Genomic DNA, 21,195 nt, shown 5'->3' on the forward strand with positions numbered 1-21,195 from the left:
AGGGCATCCGCCCGAAAACATCGACTTCAGGAGAAACCGTGGCTGCCACCTGCGACGTCTGCGGCAAGGGACCGGGCTTCGGTCACAACATCTCGCACTCCAACCGCCGCACGAAGCGTCGTTGGAACCCGAACATCCAGCGCGTTCGCGCCCTGGTCGGCGAGGCTGGCGTGACCCCGAAGCGTCTCAACGTCTGCACCTCCTGCCTCAAGGCAGGCAAGGTCAAGCGCTGATCTCGGCACTTGTTCGAAAAACCCGGCTTCGGCCGGGTTTTTTGTTGCCTGCTCGGCGCCCGCGAACCGACGAATCCCCGGCCTCCGAAGGAGACCGGGGATTCGTCGAACCAGGCCACGCGGATGCGCTCAGACCCCCGCACGGGGCGTTCAGTGTGCGGCGGGCTTGCCCTGACGCTCGGCGGCGGCCTTGTCGGCCTCCAGCTCGCGCTCGTCGACGACGATGGGGCGCGTCACGGCCCACGCGATGAGCGCGGCGCCGATGACGATGAGGCCGATGCCCGTCCACAGGTTGAGGTTGACGCCGTCGGCCTTCGCCTTGTCGGCGGTGCTCGTCGTGAAGCTCATGACGAGCAGGATGAGGCCGTAGAGCGCCATCAGCAGCCCGATGATGTTGCGGATGTCGAACAGGCCGGCGCCATGACGGGCCGAGTTGCCGGCCTTGGTCGTTGTCACCTCGTCCGCGCCGTCACGCCCGGTGTGCACGGCGTCGTCACGCCCGCGCGGGGCATCGTGCGCGTCGTTGATCGGTGTACTCATGATCGATGCCCCTTAGTGGAAGACGACGTTGAGGATGATGACGAGCAGCAGCGACAGGCCCGCGAGCTTCGTCGGCGACTTGAAGAACGACGTGTTCGTGTCTTCCTCGAAGTCCTCCTTCGGCGTCTCGCTGTAGACGAGACCGCGCAGGCTCTCCGCCGGTTTCGGCTGCGTCATGAGACTGACGATGACGCTTACGACGATGTCGACGACGAACGCCGTACCGGCCGCGACGAACGACGCGCCCTGACCACCGATGTGGATGACGTCCTGCGACAGATCGCCGAGCGCGTTCTCCGACAAGACGGCGACGACGAGCGCGCCGACCGTACCGGAGACGAGGCCGGCCCAACCGGCCGTCGGCGTCATGCGCTTCCAGAACATGCCGAGGATGAACGTCGCGAACAGCGGCGCGTTGAAGAAGCCGAACAGCGTCTGCAGGTAGTCCATCGCGTTCGAGTAACTTCGCGCCAGGAGGGACGTGCCGATCGCGATGACCGTCGCGACGACTGTCATGATGCGGCCGATCTTGATGTAGTACGCGTCGTCACGATCCTTGACGACGTACTCCTGCCAGATGTCGTAGCTGAACACCGTGTTGAACGCCGAGATGTTCGCGGCCATGCCGGCCATGAACGCGGCGAGCATGCCCGCGATGGCCACACCGAGAAGACCGTTCGGCAGCAGGTCGCTCATGAGGTACAGCAGGGAGTTGTTGTAGTCCGGGTTGCCGCCACTGGCCTTCGCCTTCGCGATCTCCGGCACGAGCGCGCCGGCGATGATGCCCGGGATGATGATGATGAACGGGATGAACATCTTCGGGAACGTGCCGATGATCGGCGCGCGACGCGCGGAGTTCATGTCCTTCGAGGCCATGACGCGCTGCACCTCGACGAAGTTCGTCGTCCAGTAACCGAACGACAGCACGAAGCCGAGACCGAAGACGATGCCGATGACGGACCACACCGAATCGGTGAAGCCGGTCAGCGAGTTGCCCGGCCACGACGACAGCTCGCCGTCCGTGCCCGCGGCCTTCATCTTGGCCTGCAGCCCGTCCCAACCGCCGACCTTGTGCAGGGCGGCGAGCGTCAACGGCAGCAGCGCCGCCACGATGACGAAGAACTGCAGCACCTCGTTGTAGATCGCGGCCGAGAGGCCACCGAGGGTGATGTAGCTCAGGACGATGACAGCGGCGACGATCGTCGAGACCGTCATGTCCCAGCCGAGCAGCATGTTGACGATCTTGGCGAGCAGGAACAGGTTGACGCCGGCGATGAGCACCTGCGCGAGCGCGAACGAGATCGCGTTGACGAGGTGGGCGCCCGTGCCGAAGCGACGCTTCATGAACTCAGGCACCGAGCGCACGCCCGAGCCGTAGTAGAACGGCATCATGACGATGGCGAGGAACAACATCGCCGGGATCGCGCCGATCCAGTAGTAGTGGAACGTCGGCATGCCCATCTTGGCGCCCGACGCGGACATGCCCATGATCTCCACCGCACCGAGGTTCGCGGAGATGAAGGCGAGGCCGGTGACCCAGGCGGGCAGGGATCGGCCGGACATGAAGAAGTCGATGCTGGAGCTCACCTGTCGGCGGGCCAACAGGCCGATGCCGAGCACGAACACGAAGTACAACGCGATGAGCACGTAGTCGACCGGCCCTGCGTCGAGGCGCAGAGCTGAGGAATCCATAGGCAGCAAGGCTGGCTCCCGGACAGTCGTGGAGGAAAGTGACCCCCGACGGTAACGCCAGACTCGCACCACGCGCCATGGTGAAGGGGCTCACAGTCGGAATCGAGACCTGTTTGCAATGTTCGGCGCCGCGCCCGTGTGGCGTCTCGCGGCTACGGCACGCGCGCTGCGCCGGCGCTGAGATGCTGGAGCGGCATGGGGCCCTCGACCCGGACGGCCGGCGCACGGCGCCCGCGTGACGAGCGAACGCCGTCACTCGGACGCCGAGGGGCGCGCCCGTTCGTAGTGCGACCAGCCGCGTTCGACGACGTCGACGCCGTCGAGCGTCACCGCGGCCCGCCGGCCGGACGTGCTTGCTGCGGGTGCGACGACGCGACCGATGACGTGCCAGCCCGGCGGCACCGCGTCGGCGTCGCAGGTGCCGAGCAGCGCGTGCTCCTCGCCGCTCGCGAGGACGCAGTCGAGCGCCCGATCCCCCAGCAGCGGCCGCAGCGGCGCCGCCATGCGTTCCAGCGCGGCGCGATCGAGTTCGATGTCGACGCCCGACGCCGCGGCCAGACGCGCCGCGTCCCGCCCCAACCCGTCGGAGACGTCCATCGCGACGCCCATCCCCGCGCTCACGGCCTCGTCGTCTGCATAGCGCGGCCGGGGTGCGCGATGGAACGTCACACACTCGCGTGCGACGGCTTCGGCCGCCCCGTTCGCGGCTGCGGGGGGCCCTGCACCCACGGCTGCGCGGGACGCGGCCTCGCCGTCTGTGGGGGGCACTCGGCGATCGTCTGCGCATGTGCGGAGCGCTTGGTTCGCGTCTGCGTCTGCGTCTGCGTGGGGAAATTCGTCAGCGACGGACGGGCCGGGATCACGACGGGCCGTCGCCCCCGCATCTCGTGGGGGCCAGGCCAACTCGCCGCTCAGAACGAGCAGACCGGCTTGCGAGCGTCCCAGCCGGTCGGAGACGACGACCACCTGGCCGGGCCGGGCGGCGGAGCGTGTCAGCGCCGGCGCGCCGGGGGCGAGTTCGCCGAGCGCGGTGACGGTGATGACGACGGTGCCTGCGGGCGCGCCCGACAGGTCGCCGCCGAGGGATCCGCAACCCGCGCGACGCAGTTCGTCAGCCATGCCGTCGGTGAGCTCGACGAGCCAGTCGACACGCGTGCGCTCCTCTGTGGCGAGCGCCACGACGACGCCGGTGGGCCGCGCGCCCATCGCGACGACGTCGGCGAGGTTCTGGGCAATCACCTTGACCCCGACGTCGTGGGCGCTCGACCAGTCGTCGCGCCAGTCGAGATCGAGCACCATCGAGTCGGTCGTGACGACGGCACGGCCCGTCGCGAGGGGCAGGACGGCCGCGTCGTCACCGGGCCCGATCTCGGCGTCGGCCGCCGCGAGGTGGGGGGTGATCGCCGCGAGCACGCAGGCCTCCCCGACGTCGGCGACGGTCGCCGCGTCGCCGCCGACCCGCGGTCTCCAGGTCGGTCTGAGCCACGAGGGGGTCGCGAGGTCGGTCACCACGCCATTCAATCAGCCGCTGCATCCTGACGACGGCGCGAACGCCCCGCGCAGCACATGGCGATCTTCGAAGCTGAAACCCCCATCAGGCAGGACCGCAGCTCGCAAGCACGCTCCCGCGAGCTGAAACACCGCCATGCGAAATCGTGGCCCCTCCGTGAGTTTCCGATCGTCAGAGCCGAAACACCGCCATGCAGAATCGCAGCTCTCAAGGACGTTCCCGCGAGCTGAAACTCTGTTAGGCGGGATTGCAACTCCCAAGCATCTTGGGTCCCCCGATCAGCCCCGGGCGCCGGTGCGGGTTGGATGGTTGCGGGCGGGGCAGGCGTGGGGTGGGCAGACGAGGGTTGGATAGCCTATGGGTCATGTCAGCACGCGTCGCTCTCACTCTCGCCGGTGCCGCAACGCTGGCGCTCACCGCATGCGGTGACTCGCCCGTCGCTGCGAAGCCTGCTGCGCAGGCGTCATCGTCCGAGTGCGCGGCTGTCGCGAAGTCGTGGCCCAAGACCGTCGCCGGGCTCGATTCTTACCCGAACTCAGCCGACTCCACGACCGTCCACGCCTGGGGCAAGAACGCCGACGACGCCCTCATCGCGCGCTGCGGCGTCACCTCACCCGGCCCGACGAGCGACGCCTGCTTCTCCGCGAACGACGTCGACTGGGTGCAGATCCCGGTCTCGGGCGGCACGCGGTACGTCACCTACGGTCGTGAGCCGGCGATCGAGGTGCTCGTCCCGTCGTCGGCGAACCTCGACGGCACGCTGCTCGCCGCGTTCGCCCCCGCGGCGAAGAAGATCGCTCAGGGTCCACACCGCTGTTCCTGACGGGCGGCGCCGATTCGGTTCGGCTCCGGTTCACCCCCCGACCCGGCCATCGTCGCCGCGTCACCACCCACAAGAGCCCCGGACTCCCCCACGGGACCCCGCGGACGCGGAGCTGCCGTCAGCGCAGACCGGTCTTGCGCTCGCGCGCCAACTCGATCAGGTCGGTGATGAGGTCGGTGTAGTCGAGGCCGCTCTCGCGCCACACGGCCGGGAACATCGACACGGGCGTGAAGCCGGGCAGGGTGTTGATCTCGTTGAGGAAGAGCGTGCCGTCGGCGGTGTAGAACCAGTCGACGCGCGCGAGGCCCTCGCAGCCGGCGGCGTCGAACGCCTTGATCGACAGCTCCTTGATACGCGCGGTGTCCTCGGCGCTGACATCGGCGGGGCACGCGAGGCGCAGCCCGTCGTCGTTGAGATACTTGGCCTCGAAGTCGTAGAAGGCGTGCTCGCCGATCTCCTCGATCTCACCGAGTTCGGACGCGCGCGGCAGGTCGCTGCCGTGGCCTTCGAGCACACCGCATTCGACCTCGCGGCCCACGATGCCGGCCTCGATGACAACCTTCGGGTCGCTCTCGCGCGCCAGTTCGATGGCGGCCTCGAGCTGGTCGCGCGAATCGACCTTCGAGATGCCGACCGACGAACCCGCGCGTGCCGGTTTGACGAAGACGGGGTAGCGCAGCGGTGCGACGCTCGCCATCGCGGCGTCCTTGTCGCGGCGCCACTGCTTGTCGGTGATGACGACGTAGGGGCCGACGGGCAGCCCGGCGGCCTCGAACACGATCTTCATCATGTGCTTGTCCATCATGACGGCCGACGCCGTGACGCCCGAGCCGACGTAGCGCAGGTCGGCGAGTTCGAGCAGGCCCTGCAGGGTGCCGTCCTCACCGAACGGCCCGTGCAGCAGCGGCAGGACGACGTCGACGGACGTCAGCGCCTGCGGGGTCTGCCCCGCGTCGAGCACGAGGATGTCGTGCTGGTCGGGCGACGGCGCGATGACGACCTCACGGCCGGCGTCGTTCGTCACCTCCGGCAGCTTCTTGCCCTGGATCGCGAGCGCCGACGGGTCGTCGGGCATGAGCACCCACTGGCCGGCCTTGCTGATGCCGATCGGCACGACGTCGTAGCGCTCACGGTCGATCGCGGCGAGAACGCCGGCGGCGGTGGCGCACGAGATGGCGTGCTCGGAGGAGCGCCCACCGAAGACGACGGCGACGCGGGTGCGGGGCTGCGAAGTGCTCATCGCGGCCAACAATAGCGCCCGCGCGCGGTCAGTCGCCGGACGCCACGGCGCGCGGTGGCGCCGCCGTGCCAGGGTGTTCGCATGGTTGCGCACGCCGATCGTCCCGCCCGCCCCCTCGCTGCTGCGACGCGCCTCGTCGGCGGTGGACGCCCTGCCCGCGCGCCGGGCGCGAGCGTCAGCCCGGAGCTCGCGCTCACCTCGACCTACGTGGCCGGCGCCGACCTCAACTACGCGCGGGTCGGCAACCCGACGTGGAGCGCGTTCGAGACGACCCTTGCCTCCCTCGAAGGTGACGCTTCGACGACCGCACTCGCCTTCGCCAGCGGCATGGGCGCCATCTCGGCCGCGCTGTCACTCCTGCCGCACGGCGGCCGTGTCATCGCGCCGCGACACTTCTACAACGGCACCTCGGCCGTCCTCGACACCTGGCACGAGGCCGGCCGCGCACACCTCACGCGCGTCGACCTCGCCGACGACGGCGCCCTCGACGCCGCCCTAGCTGCCGGGTGCGATCTCGTCTGGGTCGAGTCGCCGAGCAACCCGATGCTCGAGACGTGCGACGTCGCCGCCGTGACGCGCCGCGCCCACGCGGCGGGCGCGCTCGTCGTCGAGGACAACACGTTCAACACGCCGCTCGGGCGCCGTCCCCTCGACGACGGCGTCGACGTCGTCGTGCATTCGGTGACGAAGTACCTCGCGGGCCACAGCGACGTCCTGCTCGGCGCGGCGGTGACGAACGACGCCGACCTCGCCGCGCGGCTGCTCACAGCACGCACGCTGGGCGGCGCCATCCCCGGCCCGCAGGAGACGTGGCTCGCGCTGCGAGGCATGCGGACGCTGCACCTGCGCTGGGAGCGCGCCTGCGCGAACGCGGCGACGCTCGCTGCGCGATTGCGCGAGCACGACGACGTCGCACGCGTGCGCCACCCGGGAACGGGCGCGATGATCGCGCTCGAACTGCGCGGTGACGCAGACGCCGCACGCGCCGTCGAACAGCTCGTCGAGGTGTGGTTGCCCGCCACGAGCCTCGGTGGCGTGGAGTCGATGCTGGAGCGCCGCCGTCGACATGCGCTCGAACCGGCCAGCGTTCCGGAGAACCTGCTGCGCCTGTCGGTCGGGGTCGAGGACGTCGAGGATCTGTGGGCGGACCTCGACGACGCCCTGCGCCGGGCGCACGCCGCGCCAGCCGACTGACCCGGTCACGCGACTGCCCCGCCCAGGCTGCCCCGGCCGACACCCGAAACAACGGGCGCGCCTGGCCGGCCGTCAGACGCGTTCGCTCTTGCGCGAACGCGACATGAGGGCGCGCACCATCTCCTGCGGGCCCCACCCTTCGTAGAGGATGGCGTGCACGCCGTCGCAGATCGGCATGTCGACGTCGACGCTGCGTGCGAGTTCGACGATGGAGCGGCACGACTTGACGCCCTCGGCCGTCTGGCTGGCCTGTGCGGTCACCTCTTCGAGCGTCTGCCCCTCGCCGAGGGCCAGCCCGAAGGCATGGTTGCGCGACAGGCGCGAACTGCACGTCGCGGCCATGTCGCCCACACCGGCGAGACCGAGGAACGTCTGCGGGTCGGCGCCGAGCGCCGCGCCGAGGCGGGCCGTCTCTGCGAGACCGCGCGTCAGGAGCGTCGCCGTCGTGTTCTCACCGAGGCCCAGGCCGTGGGCCATGCCGACCGCGAGAGCGATGACGTTCTTCACCGCGCCCGCGATCTCCGTGCCGACGACGTCCGCGTTCGTGTAGGGGCGGAAGTACGGGGCGGCGCAGGCCTCCGCCACCTTGGCGCGCAGCCCGTGATGCGGCGCTGCAACGACGGCGGCGGCCGGCTGCTTCTGCGCGATCTCCTTCGCGAGGTTCGGCCCGGAGACGACGGCGACCTGCGCGAGCGGCACGCCGGCGACCTCCGCGATGACCTGGCTCATCCGCAGGTGCGTGCCGAGTTCGATGCCCTTCATGAGCGACACGAGCGGCGCGCCCTGCGGCAGCACGTCGCGCCACTGCTCGAGGTTGCCGCGCAGCGACTGCGAAGGGACGGCGAGGACGACGAGGTCGGCGCCCTCGAGCGCCTGCGCGGCGTCCGCCGTCGCGCTGATGCGCTCGGCGAGCTGCAGCTCGGGCAGGTAGGCGACGTTGCGGCGCTCGGTGTTGATCGCGTCAGCAGCCTCCGCACGGCGCGCCCACAGCGTGACGTCGGTGCCTGCGTCGGCCATGACGGCGGCGAACGCCGTGCCCCAGCTTCCGGCCCCCATGATTGCGGCGCTTGTCATCGTCTCGTCCTTTCGTGGAGTTCGGTGCGGCCGGACAGATCGGCGCTGTGAGGCAGGTCGGCGCGGGGGCCACTGGGACAGGTCGGCGCGTTCATCGCGTGCCTCGCGCGTCGGTCGGGCGCGAGACGGTGCGCGGGTTGTCGAGCGGCGGCGCGCCGGGTCGCTCGCCGCGGATCTCGCACAGCAGCTCGAGGATGGCGGCCATGAGGCGCCTGGTGGCCTCCGTCAGCACCTCGGTGTCGAGGTCGCGCCCGCGCAGGTCGTCGAGGTCGACCGGCTCGCCCGCGACGACAGTGACGTCATGACGACGCGTCAGCAGGTGCGGCACGACATGGCGGGCGCGACTGGTCGGCGGGATGATTCGTTCGGGCCCCCACATCGCGACCGTGACGAGCGGGGCGCCCGTCGTCAGCGCGATGCGCGCGGCGCCGGACTTGCCCGTCATCGGCCAGAACGCGCGATCCCGTGTCAGCGTGCCCTCCGGCAGCAGGCAGACGAGGCGGCCGGCCGCGACCGCGTCGACGGCTTCGACGAAGCTGTCCTTGGCCCGTGCGGTGCCGCGGTGGACGGGGATCTGCCCGGCGCGGCGCAGCAGCGGCCCGAGGACGGGGACGGCGAAGACCTCGGCCTTGCCGAGGAAGTGCGGCAGGCGACCCGCGCCGTAGAGGAGGAAGCGGCCGATGACGAACGGGTCGGAGTAGCTGAGGTGGTTCGCGGCGATGACGGCGCCGCCGGTTGCGGGAACGTGCTCGGCGCCTCGCCACGTCTCACGCAGCCACGGCGCCACCGCCGGGGCGACGGCGTTCGTGATGACGGAGACGACGGCGTTGCGCTCTCCCGCATCGAGCGAGATCTTCGCCATGGGCACCTCCTGTTCGTCTCGCACTCTAGTGGCACGACATGTCCAGGGCATTCGTCGCAGCGTTGCGATCCATCAGGCCGGGGCATCTGGCAGCATGGGAGGGATCGCTGTGAGAGGGTACGAGACCCGCGCACCTCGCCGTCACCGGTCCGAGCCGCCGAAGGAGCCGCCATGACCCATCACACGCAGGCCAGTGTCCACCGCTTCGACGAGGCGGCGTTCACAGGTGAGCTCATCACCGACGCCGGCCGGGTGCTGCCGTTCGACGCCGACGCCTTCGCGCGCAGCGGCCTGCGCACGCTGCGCGTGGGGCAGCGTCTCAACGTCGATCACGGGCCAGACGGAATCCGCCGGTTGTGGATCGAGGGCATCGGGACGGGCCAGCAGATCCGCTGACGCCGCCCGACGCGGTGCGTCTCAGCGCTCGACGCGCGCGCGACCACCGGCGTTGCCGGAGCGGGGCAGCTTCGACGGGTCGGCCGTGACGGCCTTGAAGTTCGTACCAGGGGTGAACTTGGGCACGGAGGTGGCACCGATGCGCACCGCTTCGCCGGTGCGCGGGTTGCGGCCCGTGCGGGCGGCGCGGTCGACGCGCTCGAACGTGCCGAATCCGGTGATCCCTACCTTGTTGCCGGCAGCGACCTCTCGGATGATGACGTCGACGACGGCCTCCACGGCCTCCAGTGCGGCCTTCTTGCTGCCGAGGCGCACCTCGAGGCGATCGACCAGGTCTGCCTTGTTCATCTTTCGTCCTACCCCTTCTCGTCCGTCCGTCACGGCTCGATCCCGTCCTGCGTCTCGACGTGGGCCAACGGTACAGAGTGGTTGCATCCCCGTCCATTGGGTGAAGTCTTCGTCGTCCGCCGTGCGGCGCCCACGCACCGAACACGCGTAGGCCGATCGTCATAGATCATCATGGCGGCCGCCCGACCATGTTGCGGCCGTGAGCGATTCGCAGACACCTCCCCGGGCGTCGCACCTCACACACGCGCGCCACGAGCGCGAGACCTCCCGCGCGGCGGTCAGCGCGATATCACCTATCGGACGAGCGTCGACGGCTTCCAACTCGGACGAGCGTCTTCGAACGCTTCGATGTCGTCCTCGTGACGCAGCGTCAGCGAGATGTCGTCGAGGCCCTCCATGAGGCGCCAGCGGATGTAGTCGTCGACAGCGAACGGCACGACGAGCTCCCCCGCGTGGATCGTGCGCGAGCCCAGGTCGACCGTGATCTGCGCGCCCGGTTCGTTGTCGAGGTACTTCCACAGCAGTTCGACGTCGCCCTGCTCGACCTGCGCTGTGAGCAGGCCGGCCTTGCCCGAGTTGCCGCGGAAGATGTCGGCGAAGCGCGAGCTGATGACGACGCGGAAGCCGTAGTCCATGAGTGCCCAGACGGCATGCTCGCGCGAGGAGCCCGTCCCGAAGTCGGGGCCTGCGACCAGGACCGAACCGTCGCGGTAGGCCTCGGTGTTGAGCACGAACGACGGGTCCTTGCGCCATGCGGAGAACAGCCCGTCCTCGAAGCCCGTGCGGGTGACGCGCTTGAGGTAGACGGCTGGAATGATCTGGTCGGTGTCGACGTTGCTGCGGCGCAGCGGCACCCCGACGCCGGTGTGGGTGGTGAACTTGTCCATCGATGTCTCCTGACGGCTCAGCGGGTCACAGATCGGCGGGCGAGGCAAGCGTGCCTGTGACGGCGGTCGCGGCGGCGACCTGTGGGCTGACGAGGTGCGTGCGTCCGCCCTTGCCCTGGCGCCCTTCGAAGTTGCGGTTCGAGGTCGACGCGCTGCGCTCCCCCGGCTCGAGCTGATCGGGGTTCATGCCGAGGCACATCGAGCAGCCGGGCAGGCGCCACTCGGCGCCGGCGTCGGTGAAGACGGCGTCGAGCCCCTCCGCCTCGGCGTCGAGACGCACCTTCGCCGAACCGGGCACGACGAGCATGCGCACGCTGTCGGCGACCTTGCGCCCGCGCAGCACGTCCGCCGCGGCGCGCAGATCCTCGAGACGCCCATTGGTGCAGGAACCGAGGAAGACGGTGTCGATCGCGATCTCCTTGAGCGGCTGACCGACGCTCAGCCCCATGTACTCGATGGCGCTCGCGGCGGCGTCCTTCTCCGAGTCGTCGCCCATCTGCTCGGGGTCGGGCACGGCCGCCGTCAGCGGCAGGCCCTGGCCCGGGTTGGTGCCCCAGGTGACGAACGGCGCGAGCTTCGCCGCGTCGATGACGACCTCGGCGTCGAACACCGCGTCGTCGTCGGTGCGCAGCTGCTTCCACGCCTCGACCGCGTCATCCCACTCGGCGCCCTGCGGCGCATGGGGGCGGCCTTCCAGGTAGTCGAACGTCGTCTGGTCGGGCGCCACCATGCCGGCGCGGGCGCCCGCCTCGATCGACATGTTGCAGATCGTCATGCGCGCTTCCATCGACAGCGCTTCGATCGCCTTGCCGCGGTACTCGAGGACGTAGCCCTGGCCGCCGCCGGTGCCGATCTCGGCGATGACGGCGAGGATGATGTCCTTCGCGCTGACGCCGTCCGGCAGGTCGCCCTCCAGGGTGATCGCCATCGTCTTGAACGGCTTGAGCGGCAGCGTCTGCGTCGCGAGGACGTGCTCGACCTCGCTCGTGCCGATGCCGAACGCGAGCGCGCCGAACGCACCGTGCGTCGAGGTGTGGCTGTCGCCGCAGACGATCGTCGCGCCGGGCTGGGTGAGGCCCAGCTGCGGGCCGATGATGTGGACGATGCCCTGCTCGGCGTCGCCCATCGGGAACAGGCGGATGCCGAACTCCTCGCAGTTGCGGCGCAGCGTCTCGACCTGGGTGCGGCTGACGAGGTCGGTGATCGGGCCCGGCGTCGTCGGGACGTTGTGGTCCTCGGTGGCGAGCGTGAGGTCGGTGCGACGCACGGTGCGCCCCGCGAGCCGCAGCCCGTCGAACGCCTGCGGGCTCGTGACCTCGTGGAGCAGGTGAAGGTCGATGTAGAGCAGGTCGGGCTCGCCCTCCGCGCTTCGCACGACGTGCTGCTGCCACACCTTCTCGGCCAACGTGGAACCCACGTCATCCTCCTTCGATCGACGGGTCGTCCGACCCACGAGACACCGTTCTGCGACAAGCGTTACCCTTTTACCGGCGGACCGGACTTGCGTCTCGGTTCATGAGACTGCAATATCAGTACATGGACAATTCAAGTGGCGTCGGAGTCCTCGACAAGGCTGCAGTCGTGCTCTCCGCCCTCGAGGCAGGGCCCTCCACCCTCGCCCAGCTCGTCGCAGCCACCGGCCTCGCTCGCCCGACCGCCCACCGCCTCGCGGTCGCGCTGGAGCATCACCGCCTCGTGGCCCGTGACATGCAGGGACGCTTCGTCCTCGGCCCCCGACTCGTCGAACTCGCCTCCGCCGCCGGTGAGGACCGCCTGCTCGCCGCCGCCGGGCCCGTCCTCGGCGCGCTGCGCGACCACACGAACGAGAGCGCCCAGCTCTTCCGCCGCCAGGGCGACCAGCGCATCTGCGTGGCGGCCGCCGATCGCCCGATGGGTCTGCGCGATTCCATCCCCGTCGGCGCGACGCTGTCGATGCAGGCCGGCTCCGCGGCCCAGGTGCTGCTCGCCTGGGAGGAGCCCGACCGTCTGCACCGTGGCCTGCAGGGCTCCAAGTTCACCGCGACGATGCTGTCCGGCGTGCGCCGCCGCGGATGGGCTCAGTCGGTGAGCGAGCGCGAGCAGGGCGTCGCGTCCGTCTCCGCGCCGGTGCGCTCGCCCAGCGGCCGCGTCATCGCCGCCGTGTCGATCTCCGGCCCCGTCGAGCGCGTCTCCCGTCAGCCCGGGCGGCTGCACGCCGCAACGGTCGTCGCCGGCGCCAACAAGCTGACGGAGGTGCTCGCGCGCGCCGCCGCGCAGCAGAAGAGCGTCGCACCACCCACGACGCGCTGATCCATCTCTGGCGACGATGCCCTGCCGCCCCTGACGGGGCGGCAGGGCATCGTCGCGCTTGGGCAGGTGCACGTGACCTGCGGCCGTCCGGTGGCGATTCCTGGATCGCGCATTCGAGCGCACGAATGGTCAGGACCCGAAAAAGGCCGGTCCGAGCCGAGACGGCGACAAAAAGAGAAGGCAAACAAGAAATCCCCACCGCATTTTTTGCGGTGAGGATTTCTTGTCTCGATGTAGCCCCGACGGGATTCGAACCCGCGCTACCGCCTTGAGAGGGCGGCGTGCTAGGCCACTACACAACGGGGCCATGGCCTGCTTCGTCAACCTTTCGGCCGTTCAGCAGCGAAGAAAACTCTAACTCATGCCATCGTTTTCCCGAAATCACTCTGTGAGCGCGTGACGCGGGCGTCACCTTCTGCACAAGCGATCTGCGCTGGGGTACCAGGACTCGAACCTAGAACAAATGAACCAGAATCATCCGTGTTGCCAATTACACCATACCCCAATGGGGATTGCAGTGATCGAACAGCACGCCTCGTGAGGCCTTCCGTTCGTTCCCCGAACCGAGTGACAACTTTACCGGAGGTTTCCCGGGACGACAAATCGACCGGCGCCCTGCCGCGCCGGCCCTGCCGCGCCGGCCCTGACGCATCCGTCAGGGCCGGCCGACAGGCGCGCCCCGGTCGATCACAAGCTCGCGCGCAGGTTCTTCAAGCGTTCCATCGTCGAGTGCTTGCCGAGGATCTCCATCGACTCGAACAGCGGCGGTGAGATGCGCTGACCGGACACGGCGGTGCGCAGCGGGCCGAAGGCGAACTTCGGCTTGATGCCCAGGCCGTCGACGACGGCCTCGCGCAACGCGGCCTCGATGCGCTCGTGCACCCACTCGATACCCGTGCCGTCAGGCTTGCCGAGCGAACCCGAGATGGGCTCGAGGGCCGCGATGGCGGCGTCTAGCACCTGCGCGGCGGTCTCCTTGAGCTGCGCGCGGGCGTCGTCCGCGATGGGCAGCTCGGCGTCGTCGGTGAAGAACGGTGCGACGAGCGGCGTCGCCTCCGACAGCAGGTTGATGCGCGTCTGGATCAGTTCGGCGACGAGGTTGAGGCGACCCAGCTGCGGCAGCGACGGCTGCTCCGGCAGCACGCCGTCCGCGACGAGGAACGGCAGGATACGCGCGGCGAAGTCGCGAGGCTCGAGCTCGCGGATGTAGTGACCGTTGAGCCAGTTCAGCTTGTCGAGGTTGAAGATCGGGCCGACGGTGTTGACCTTGCTCCACTCGAAGTTTTCGCTGAACTCCTCGAAGGTGAAAACCTCGCGCTCGGTGCCGTCCGCCTCGATGATCGGCGGGTAGCCGAGCAGCGCGAGGAAGTTGAGCAGCGCCTCCGGCAGGTAACCCTGCTCCTTGAACCACGTGAGGCGCGCCCACGGGCTCTTGCGCTTGGAGATCTTCGCCTTCTTCTCATCGCGCAGCAGCGGCATGTGGGCGAACTTCGGCGGCTCGAGGCCGAGGCCCTGGTAGAGCAGGATGTGCTTCGGCGTCGAGCTGATCCACTCCTCACCGCGCACGACGTGCGTGATGCCCATCTCGTGGTCGTCGACGACGACGGCGAGGTGGTACGTCGGGAAACCGTCGGCCTTCATGATGACCTGATCGTCCGGGCGGGGCGCCTTGACCTCGCCTCGGATGAGGTCGTCGAACACGAGCGGCGCGTCGTCGGGGATGAACATGCGCACGACGGGGTTCTCGCTGAAGCCGGGCTCGGCGGCGCGCTCCTCACGCGACTTGCCGTAGCACATACGGTCGTAGCCGGTCGGCAGCTTCTGCTTCTGCTGGAGCTCGCGCATCTCGGCGAGCCGCTCGCTCGTGCAGTAGCAGTAGTAGGCCTTGCCCTCGTCGATGAGCTTGTCGACGTACGGCTTGTACGTGTCGAGCCGCTCACTCTGACGGTACGGCGCGTACGGGCCGCCGACGTCGGGGCCCTCGTCCCAGTTCAGGTCGAGCCAGTGCAGCGTGTCGAAGATCTGCTGCTCGGAATCGGCCTGGAAGCGCGCCCGGTCGGTGTCCTCGATGCGCAGGACGAACTTTCCGCCCTGCTGACGCGCGAACGCAAGGTCGAACATCGCCATGTAGGCGGTGCCGACGTGCGGGTCACCCGTCGGCGACGGCGCGACGCGCAGACGGACGGCGCCGGGGCTCGTCTCGCCGGGCGTCGAGGGGGTGGGGGCTGAGGTGGCAGTCGAGTCGCTCATGATGTCTCCATCGTAGACGGCCGCTGCGCTGCGCCTCAGGCCTCGCGCATCACGGCGAGCGTCACCGATTCGGCGAGCCAGGTGAGGAAGTCGTAGTAGGCGGCCATGAGCTGTTCCTCGTCGCTCGGCACCTGCCCGCGCTCGACCTGTTCGACGAGTGCGTCGGCATCGGCATCGGTGCGCACGCCGAGGCGCTCGGCGAGCACGAGCCGCACGTCCGTCAGCGCCATCATCGTCGCGCGCGCCTCGGCCTCGTCGAGGACGACGTCGCGGGGTTCGCCGACGCTCATCGTCCGCGCGAGGTCGACGTTCGCACCCGCGCGCTCGAACGCCGTCATCGCCGTAGCGAGGTTACGCAGCTTGCGATCGCGCAAGGAGGCCTCGGTGAGGCGGCGGAACTCGGCGGCCGCGCCGTCATCGTCCTTGACACCGTCGGGCAGCAGCCGACGAAGCGCCGGGTCGCGTGGAGCCTCCCGGGCTCTCATCGAACGTCCGAGCGCCGCGAACAGCTCGTCCTCGTCGGTGACGCGCGGCGCGTCGGGTGCGTCGTCACTACCGTCGGAGAGCAGGACGCTCGTCTGATGCATGAGATCGACGACGACGGCGCGTTCGACGTCGTCGAGACGCCCGACGATGCGTCGCTCATCGGACGGGTCACGCCGGAATGCCTCGGCCATCAGCCCTCCTGCTCGTAGGTCGCCCACAGGCTGTAGCCGTGCATGGCGATCGTGTCGGCCTCGGCCTTCTCACGACTGCCCTTGCTGACGACGGCGCGGCCCTCGGTGTGCACCTGCATCATGAGCCGCTCGGCCTCCTCGCGGGAGTAGCCGAAGTAGTCCTGGAACACGAAGCTGACGTAGCTCATGAGGTTGACGGGGTCGTTCCACACGAGCGTCACCCACGCCCTCTCCCCCACGTCCTGAGGGTCGGGGTCGGCGAGCTGCTTGGCCAGTTGCTCGAAATCGATGCCTGGAGGCGCGATCGACACGTCAACCACCTTAGAGTTCGATACGTGACTTCCACCATCTCGGCCTCGACGGCCCTGCTCACCGACCACTACGAGCTCACGATGCTCCAGGCGGCGCTGCGCTCCGGTGCGGCCCACCGCAGGAGCGTCTTCGAGGTCTTCGCCCGCCGCCTGCCCGACGGCCGCCGCTTCGGCGTCGTCGCGGGCACGGGTCGTTTTCTCGAGGCGTTGAAAGAGTTCCGGTTCACCGAGGCCGAGATCGACGACCTGCGTCGACGCGCCGTCGTCGATGAGCCGACGCTCGAGTGGCTCGCCGACTACCGCTTCTCCGGTGACATCCACGGCTACGCCGAGGGTGAGTGCTACTTCCCGGGCTCGCCGCTCGTCGTCGTCGAGTCGACGTTCGCCGAGGGCGTCATCCTCGAGACGTTGATCCTGTCGATCCTCAACCACGACTCAGCCGTCGCCGCCGCCGCGTCGCGCATGGTGCTCGCCGCCGACGGCCGTCCGTGCATCGAGATGGGCTCGCGTCGCACGCACGAGGAGGCAGCGGTCGCAGCCGCGCGCGCCGCGTACATCACGGGGTTCGCGGCCTCCTCCAACCTCGAGGCGGGACGTCGCTACGACGTGCCGACGACGGGCACGTCGGCGCACGCGTTCACGCTGCTGCACGACGACGAGCGCGCCGCGTTCACCGCGCAGGTCGACTCGCTCGGCAAGGACACGACGCTGCTCGTCGACACCTACGACGTGAAGAACGCCGTCAAGATCGCCGTCGAGGTCGCGGGCCCCGAACTCGGTGGGGTGCGTCTGGATTCCGGCGACCTGCTCGTGCAGGCCCGCGAGGTGCGCGAGCAGCTCGACTCACTCGGTGCCACGGGCACGAAGATCGTCGTGACGAGCGACCTCGACGAGTACGCCATCGCCGCCCTCGCAGCCGGGCCGGTCGACGCGTACGGCGTCGGCACCTCCCTCGTCACCGGCTCCGGCGCGCCGACGGCCGGCATGGTCTACAAGCTCGTCCAGCACGCGGGCGACGACGGCCAGATGATCGACGTCGCGAAGAAGAGCAAGGACAAGATCTCCGTCGGCGGACGCAAGTGGGCGCTGCGTCGCCGAAACGCACAGGGAGTGGCCGAGGCCGAGATCATCGGCATCGGCGAGCAGCCGGTCGACGACGGCGACGACCGTGCGCTGCTCGTCCCGCTCGTCAGGAACGGCGAGGTCGTCGCGCCGACGGACGCCGCGAGCGCCCGCGCGGTGTACGAGCGTTCCCGCGCGGAATTGCCCGCAAAGGCGCGTCAGATGTCGCGCGGTGAGCCCGTCATCCCGACCCGGTACGAGGGTCCCGGCATGGGCGGGGTGACGCAGCGATGAGCGCGCCGAGCGCTGATGCTGGCACGCGCCGGGCACTGGTCGTCGTCGACGTGCAGAACGACTTCTGCGAGGGCGGTTCGCTCGCCGTGGCCGGGGGCGCCCAGGTCGCCGCGGCGATCGCCGACTACGTCGCGCTCGCCGATTACGACGTCGTCGTCGCGACGCAGGACTGGCACGTCGACCCCGGCGAGCACTGGAGCGAGACCCCCGACTTCAGCGACTCCTGGCCCGTGCACTGCCGCGCCGAGTCCGACGGCGCGGCGTTCCACGACGGATTCGCGACCGTCGTCGATCGGCTCGACGCGATCTTCCGCAAGGGCAGGTACGCCGCGGCCTACTCAGGATTCGAGGGAGCGCTCGCCGGTGGCGATGAGTCGCTCGCCTCCTGGTTGCGTGACGGGGGCGTCGGCAGCGTCGACGTCGTCGGCATCGCGACCGACCACTGCGTCCGCGCGACCGCGCTCGACGCCGTCCGCGAAGGCTTTGCCACGCGCGTGCTGCTCGGCATGACGGCCGGCGTCGCAGCCGACAGCACCGACGCGGCGCTCACGACCATGCGCGACGCGGGCGTCGAGCTCGTCGGTCAACCCGTCGTCGGCTGAGAACGCGGCCCACGTGCCGGGCCCGAAGATGGACGAGAATCGCCGATGTGGACGGGATTCGCCAAGGTGGACGAAAATCGCAGGTGGGGCGGGGTCAGCGGGTGCGGCGCACGACGCTGCGGGCCGCGAGGTCGTCGAGGCCCTGACGGAGGCGGTTGCTCAGCGCCCACAGCAGGATCGCGATCTGCAGCAGGCCCGCGATGCCGGCGAGCACGGCGACGAGCGACATCAGATCCGGCACGTACTTGATGAGAGCGCGCACGGCGCTGCGTGCCATCGGCAACTTCTGCGGCGAGCGGGGGTCGCCCTCCTCGATGGGCGCCACGCGAATGCCGAGCGCCGACTTGCCGAGTGTCGCACCACGCAGTGACGTCATCAGGGTGTCGTAGACGAATCCCGCCACGAACAGCGCGAGCGCCAACGCGAGCGGCGGTGACGTCAGGTCGTCGGGGAAGGCCGGCATCTGCCCACCGTTGCTCGCGGCGGTGCTCGCCTCGTCGATGAAGTCGCGGAACTCGTCGATCCACGAGTGCAGGAATGGCAGCATCGCGAGGGTGACGGGCACCCCGAAGATGATGCGGTCGAGGAAGTAGGCGAAGAAGCGGCGCCACACCCCCGACGGCTCCCCCGCGCTCGTTCCGAACGCCGTCGGGCGCTGATCATGAGCCCGCGGCTGCGGGACACCGAAGCGATGCTGCTGCTCCCCGCTGCCCTCGGGGCCCCAGTGAGCCGGATAGGTGCGCGGCTCGCCGTCACGGCGCGGCCGTGCGTCGACGTGCTGGACCGGGCGAGCCTCCCCGACGTGGTCGAGGCCCGGGCGCAGCTTCGGCATGGTGCGCTCGGTCCACAGGATGCCGTCCCAGTACCTCAGCTGGGTGGCGTCACGGGGGTCGTCGTACCAGCCCGACGAAACGGGCGCGTGCGGCTGCTCAGTCATGCGTCTACCCTATCCGCCCCGGCATGACGCGCCGGGGGCGATGAGCCGTGCGGATGAGCCAGGCAGGCAGTGCCTCGTACCGCACTGCATCCCACATGACACCCGCAGGCTGAGGGCCCCGCGGGCTGAGGGCCTCGCAGGCTCAGCGCCGACCGACGAACCAGCGACGGATCAACTCGATGCGTTCGCCGACCTGCTCGGAGGAGGCCTTGTCGAGCGTCGGCCCACCGCACTGCTGACGCAGATCGTTGTGGATGACGGCATGCGGCTGGCCGCTCTTGCGCGCGTACTGCGCGACGAGGCCGTTGAGCTCCTTGCGCTGCTTGGCGAGGGCACGGTGCGCGGCGACGGGTTCGTCGTCGTCGGTGCGTCGCGTGCGCCCGGCCTTGGCCTGCTTGGCCTGGCGTTCACGCAGCAGGCTCGCCATCTGATCGGGCTCGAGCAGACCGGGCAAGCCCAGGTATTCCTGCTCGTCCTCGCTGCCGACGTCACCGCCCATGCCCCACTGCTGCGCGTCGAACAGGACGTGGTCGAACTCGGCCTGCGACTCGAGCGCCTCGAAGGTGCCGTCGTCGGCGAGCATCCCGGAGGCCTTCTCCTCACGATTGGCCTCGGCGAGCAGCCCCTCCTCCTCGGACCACATGTTGTCCTCGGGGTTCTCCCCCGCGCGCTGCGGACGGTCGAGGGCGTGGTCGCGCTGCTCCTCGAGACGCGAGGCGTGCTCGAGGATGATCGGCACCGTCGGCAGGAACACCGACGCCGTCTCGCCGCGCTTGCGGGCGCGCACGAAGCGTCCGACGGCCTGGGCGAAGAACAGCGGCGTCGACGTCGAGGTCGCGTAGACGCCGACGCAAAGACGCGGCACGTCGACACCTTCGGAGACCATGCGGACGGCGACCATCCACCGCTCGCTGCTCTTGGCGAAGTCCTCGATCCGGGAGCTCGCGCCGGCGTCGTCGGAGAGCACGACGGTCGGTTTGGTGCCAGTGATCGCCTCGAGCGTGCGCGCGTAGGCGCGCGCGGCCGTCTGGTTCGAGGCGATGACGAGGCCGCCCGCGTCGGGCACGTGACGTCGCACCTCCGACAGACGCTTGTCGGCGGCCTGAAGCACGGACGGGATCCACGCGCCGTTCGGGTCGAGCGCGGTGCGCCAGGCGCCTGCAATGGCGTCCTTCGTCATCGGTGTGCCGAGACGCGCCGCGATCTCGTCGCCGGCCCGGGTGCGCCATCGCATGTTGCCGCCGTAGGCCATGAACAGCACGGGCCGGACGACGCCGTCGGCGAGCGCCTCGGCGTAGCCGTACGCATAGTCGCTCGCGGAGCGGCGGATGCCGGCGTCGTCGACCTCGTAGCGCACGAACGGGATGGGGCTCGTGTCGCTGCGGAAGGGGGTACCGGTGAGGCAGACGCGTCGCGCGGCGCCGTCGAATGCAGTGCGCAGTGCCTCGCCCCAGCTCTTGTTGTCGCCGCCGTGGTGCACCTCGTCGAGGATGACGAGCGTCGGCGTGCGCTCGGTGCGGATGCGGTGCACCTCGGGGTTGCTCGCGACGCCCTGGTAGGTGAGGGCGACCCCGTCGTAGTCGGACGCCTCATCGACCTGGCGGTTCGTGAACCTCGGGTCGATCTGGATGCCGACGCGCGCGGCCGCGTCGGCCCACTGCGTCTTGAGGTGCTCGGTCGGCGCGACGATCGTCACCTTCTTGACGATGCCGCGCCCCAGCAGCTCCGTCGCGAGGCGCAGCGCGAACGTCGTCTTACCGGCGCCGGGGGTTGCGACGGCGAGGAAATCGCGCGGATCGGTGTTCAGGTACCGCTCCAGCGCACCGGCCTGCCAGGCGCGCAGCTTGCCCGCGGTACCCCACGCGGCGCGCTCCGGGAAGGCGGGTGAGAGGTGCTCTGCAGCCGAGGTACTCATAGATCGAGCAGTCTACCGGCGCCGAACGAACTCCCCGACGTGGCCGCCGCCACCGACCG

At 69.7% G+C, this 21,195-nt stretch carries 21 protein-coding genes and 2 tRNA genes; 7 read left to right on the top strand and 16 right to left on the bottom strand.

Annotation, left to right across the window (positions count from 1 at the left end):
- Positions 1 to 38 precede the first annotated feature (38 nt).
- Positions 39 to 233, top strand: coding sequence for a 50S ribosomal protein L28 (gene rpmB, locus NQ706_RS01730; protein ID WP_006943284.1), 195 nt, complete (start codon positions 39 to 41; stop codon positions 231 to 233).
- A 150-nt stretch (positions 234 to 383) separates the two neighbouring features.
- Here rpmB and NQ706_RS01735 read toward each other — a convergent pair whose 3' ends face one another.
- The 3 genes from NQ706_RS01735 to NQ706_RS01745 all read right to left on the bottom strand — a co-directional run bounded on the left by NQ706_RS01735 (position 384) and on the right by NQ706_RS01745 (position 3,974).
- On the bottom strand, positions 384 to 773 hold the full coding sequence (locus tag NQ706_RS01735; protein ID WP_235181933.1) for a hypothetical protein: 390 nt from the start codon (positions 771 to 773) through the stop codon (positions 384 to 386).
- A 12-nt stretch (positions 774 to 785) separates the two neighbouring features.
- Positions 786 to 2,465 (bottom strand): sodium:solute symporter family protein, encoded by a 1,680-nt coding sequence (locus tag NQ706_RS01740; RefSeq protein ID WP_038568855.1) that lies wholly within the window; start codon positions 2,463 to 2,465, stop codon positions 786 to 788.
- Positions 2,466 to 2,717: 252 nt separating this feature from the next.
- Positions 2,718 to 3,974, bottom strand: a complete 1,257-nt coding sequence (locus NQ706_RS01745; protein WP_167539847.1) for a thiamine-monophosphate kinase — start codon at positions 3,972 to 3,974, stop codon at positions 2,718 to 2,720.
- Positions 3,975 to 4,339: 365 nt separating this feature from the next.
- Between NQ706_RS01745 and NQ706_RS01750 the strand changes: the two genes are divergently transcribed.
- Positions 4,340 to 4,798, top strand: coding sequence for a DUF3515 family protein (locus NQ706_RS01750; protein ID WP_051806003.1), 459 nt, complete (start codon positions 4,340 to 4,342; stop codon positions 4,796 to 4,798).
- A gap of 118 nt (positions 4,799 to 4,916) precedes the next feature.
- On the opposite strand, the gene NQ706_RS01755 is transcribed toward NQ706_RS01750, so the two are convergent.
- Positions 4,917 to 6,038 carry a D-alanine--D-alanine ligase family protein gene (locus NQ706_RS01755; protein ID WP_038568858.1) on the bottom strand — a complete coding sequence of 374 codons (1,122 nt, stop codon included), beginning with the start codon at positions 6,036 to 6,038 and terminating at the stop codon, positions 4,917 to 4,919.
- 81 nt (positions 6,039 to 6,119) lie between these two features.
- On the opposite strand from NQ706_RS01755, the gene NQ706_RS01760 reads away from it, so the two are divergent.
- Entirely contained in the window at positions 6,120 to 7,232 is a 1,113-nt protein-coding gene (locus NQ706_RS01760; protein WP_038568859.1) for a PLP-dependent aspartate aminotransferase family protein, read from the top strand.
- Between the two features lie 72 nt (positions 7,233 to 7,304).
- On the opposite strand, the gene NQ706_RS01765 is transcribed toward NQ706_RS01760, so the two are convergent.
- Together NQ706_RS01765 and NQ706_RS01770 are read right to left on the bottom strand one after the other, a co-directional pair.
- Positions 7,305 to 8,306 (bottom strand): NAD(P)H-dependent glycerol-3-phosphate dehydrogenase, encoded by a 1,002-nt coding sequence (locus tag NQ706_RS01765; RefSeq protein WP_038568860.1) that lies wholly within the window; start codon positions 8,304 to 8,306, stop codon positions 7,305 to 7,307.
- A gap of 91 nt (positions 8,307 to 8,397) precedes the next feature.
- On the bottom strand, positions 8,398 to 9,168 hold the full coding sequence (locus NQ706_RS01770; RefSeq protein WP_038568861.1) for a 1-acyl-sn-glycerol-3-phosphate acyltransferase: 771 nt from the start codon (positions 9,166 to 9,168) through the stop codon (positions 8,398 to 8,400).
- Positions 9,169 to 9,339: 171 nt separating this feature from the next.
- Between NQ706_RS01770 and NQ706_RS01775 the strand changes: the two genes are divergently transcribed.
- Complete coding sequence (locus tag NQ706_RS01775; protein ID WP_038568862.1) at positions 9,340 to 9,564, top strand: hypothetical protein; 225 nt, start codon at positions 9,340 to 9,342, stop codon at positions 9,562 to 9,564.
- Positions 9,565 to 9,585: 21 nt separating this feature from the next.
- On the opposite strand, the gene NQ706_RS01780 is transcribed toward NQ706_RS01775, so the two are convergent.
- From NQ706_RS01780 to leuC, 3 genes are all read right to left on the bottom strand, one after another.
- Positions 9,586 to 9,912, bottom strand: a complete 327-nt coding sequence (locus tag NQ706_RS01780) for an HU family DNA-binding protein (RefSeq protein ID WP_038568864.1) — start codon at positions 9,910 to 9,912, stop codon at positions 9,586 to 9,588.
- A gap of 293 nt (positions 9,913 to 10,205) precedes the next feature.
- A complete protein-coding gene (gene leuD / locus NQ706_RS01785) occupies positions 10,206 to 10,799 on the bottom strand; it encodes a 3-isopropylmalate dehydratase small subunit (protein ID WP_038568866.1) in 594 nt (197 codons plus the stop codon).
- A 25-nt stretch (positions 10,800 to 10,824) separates the two neighbouring features.
- Positions 10,825 to 12,216 carry a 3-isopropylmalate dehydratase large subunit gene (leuC, locus tag NQ706_RS01790; protein ID WP_038568868.1) on the bottom strand — a complete coding sequence of 464 codons (1,392 nt, stop codon included), beginning with the start codon at positions 12,214 to 12,216 and terminating at the stop codon, positions 10,825 to 10,827.
- A gap of 119 nt (positions 12,217 to 12,335) precedes the next feature.
- On the opposite strand from leuC, the gene NQ706_RS01795 reads away from it, so the two are divergent.
- Positions 12,336 to 13,088 (top strand): IclR family transcriptional regulator, encoded by a 753-nt coding sequence (locus tag NQ706_RS01795; RefSeq protein ID WP_038568870.1) that lies wholly within the window; start codon positions 12,336 to 12,338, stop codon positions 13,086 to 13,088.
- 234 nt (positions 13,089 to 13,322) lie between these two features.
- On the opposite strand, the gene NQ706_RS01800 is transcribed toward NQ706_RS01795, so the two are convergent.
- From NQ706_RS01800 to clpS, 5 genes are all read right to left on the bottom strand, one after another.
- Positions 13,323 to 13,395: transfer RNA gene (locus tag NQ706_RS01800), tRNA-Glu, on the bottom strand.
- Between the two features lie 126 nt (positions 13,396 to 13,521).
- Positions 13,522 to 13,593: transfer RNA gene (locus NQ706_RS01805), tRNA-Gln, on the bottom strand.
- A gap of 182 nt (positions 13,594 to 13,775) precedes the next feature.
- Positions 13,776 to 15,338 carry a glutamate--tRNA ligase gene (gene gltX, locus NQ706_RS01810; protein WP_038568872.1) on the bottom strand — a complete coding sequence of 521 codons (1,563 nt, stop codon included), beginning with the start codon at positions 15,336 to 15,338 and terminating at the stop codon, positions 13,776 to 13,778.
- A gap of 35 nt (positions 15,339 to 15,373) precedes the next feature.
- Complete coding sequence (locus tag NQ706_RS01815; protein ID WP_038568874.1) at positions 15,374 to 16,015, bottom strand: DUF2017 domain-containing protein; 642 nt, start codon at positions 16,013 to 16,015, stop codon at positions 15,374 to 15,376.
- On the bottom strand, positions 16,015 to 16,335 hold the full coding sequence (clpS, locus tag NQ706_RS01820) for an ATP-dependent Clp protease adapter ClpS (RefSeq protein ID WP_404360265.1): 321 nt from the start codon (positions 16,333 to 16,335) through the stop codon (positions 16,015 to 16,017). The genes NQ706_RS01815 and clpS overlap by 1 nt, the downstream gene beginning before the upstream one ends.
- 15 nt (positions 16,336 to 16,350) lie before the next feature.
- Between clpS and NQ706_RS01825 the strand changes: the two genes are divergently transcribed.
- Positions 16,351 to 17,682, top strand: coding sequence for a nicotinate phosphoribosyltransferase (locus NQ706_RS01825; RefSeq protein ID WP_038568876.1), 1,332 nt, complete (start codon positions 16,351 to 16,353; stop codon positions 17,680 to 17,682).
- Positions 17,679 to 18,284: an isochorismatase family protein gene (locus NQ706_RS01830; protein WP_038568877.1), complete on the top strand. Its 606-nt coding sequence runs from the start codon at positions 17,679 to 17,681 to the stop codon at positions 18,282 to 18,284. Before NQ706_RS01825 ends, NQ706_RS01830 begins: the two co-directional genes overlap by 4 nt.
- Before the next feature lie 94 nt (positions 18,285 to 18,378).
- On the opposite strand, the gene NQ706_RS01835 is transcribed toward NQ706_RS01830, so the two are convergent.
- Together NQ706_RS01835 and NQ706_RS01840 are read right to left on the bottom strand one after the other, a co-directional pair.
- Positions 18,379 to 19,221: an RDD family protein gene (locus tag NQ706_RS01835; RefSeq protein ID WP_038568878.1), complete on the bottom strand. Its 843-nt coding sequence runs from the start codon at positions 19,219 to 19,221 to the stop codon at positions 18,379 to 18,381.
- Positions 19,222 to 19,363: 142 nt separating this feature from the next.
- Positions 19,364 to 21,136 carry a DEAD/DEAH box helicase gene (locus NQ706_RS01840; protein WP_038568879.1) on the bottom strand — a complete coding sequence of 591 codons (1,773 nt, stop codon included), beginning with the start codon at positions 21,134 to 21,136 and terminating at the stop codon, positions 19,364 to 19,366.
- Between the last annotated feature and the right edge of the window lie 59 nt (positions 21,137 to 21,195).

This window comes from Dermacoccus sp. BD5 (assembly GCF_044878485.1).
GTDB lineage: Bacteria > Actinomycetota > Actinomycetes > Actinomycetales > Dermatophilaceae > Dermacoccus > Dermacoccus nishinomiyaensis.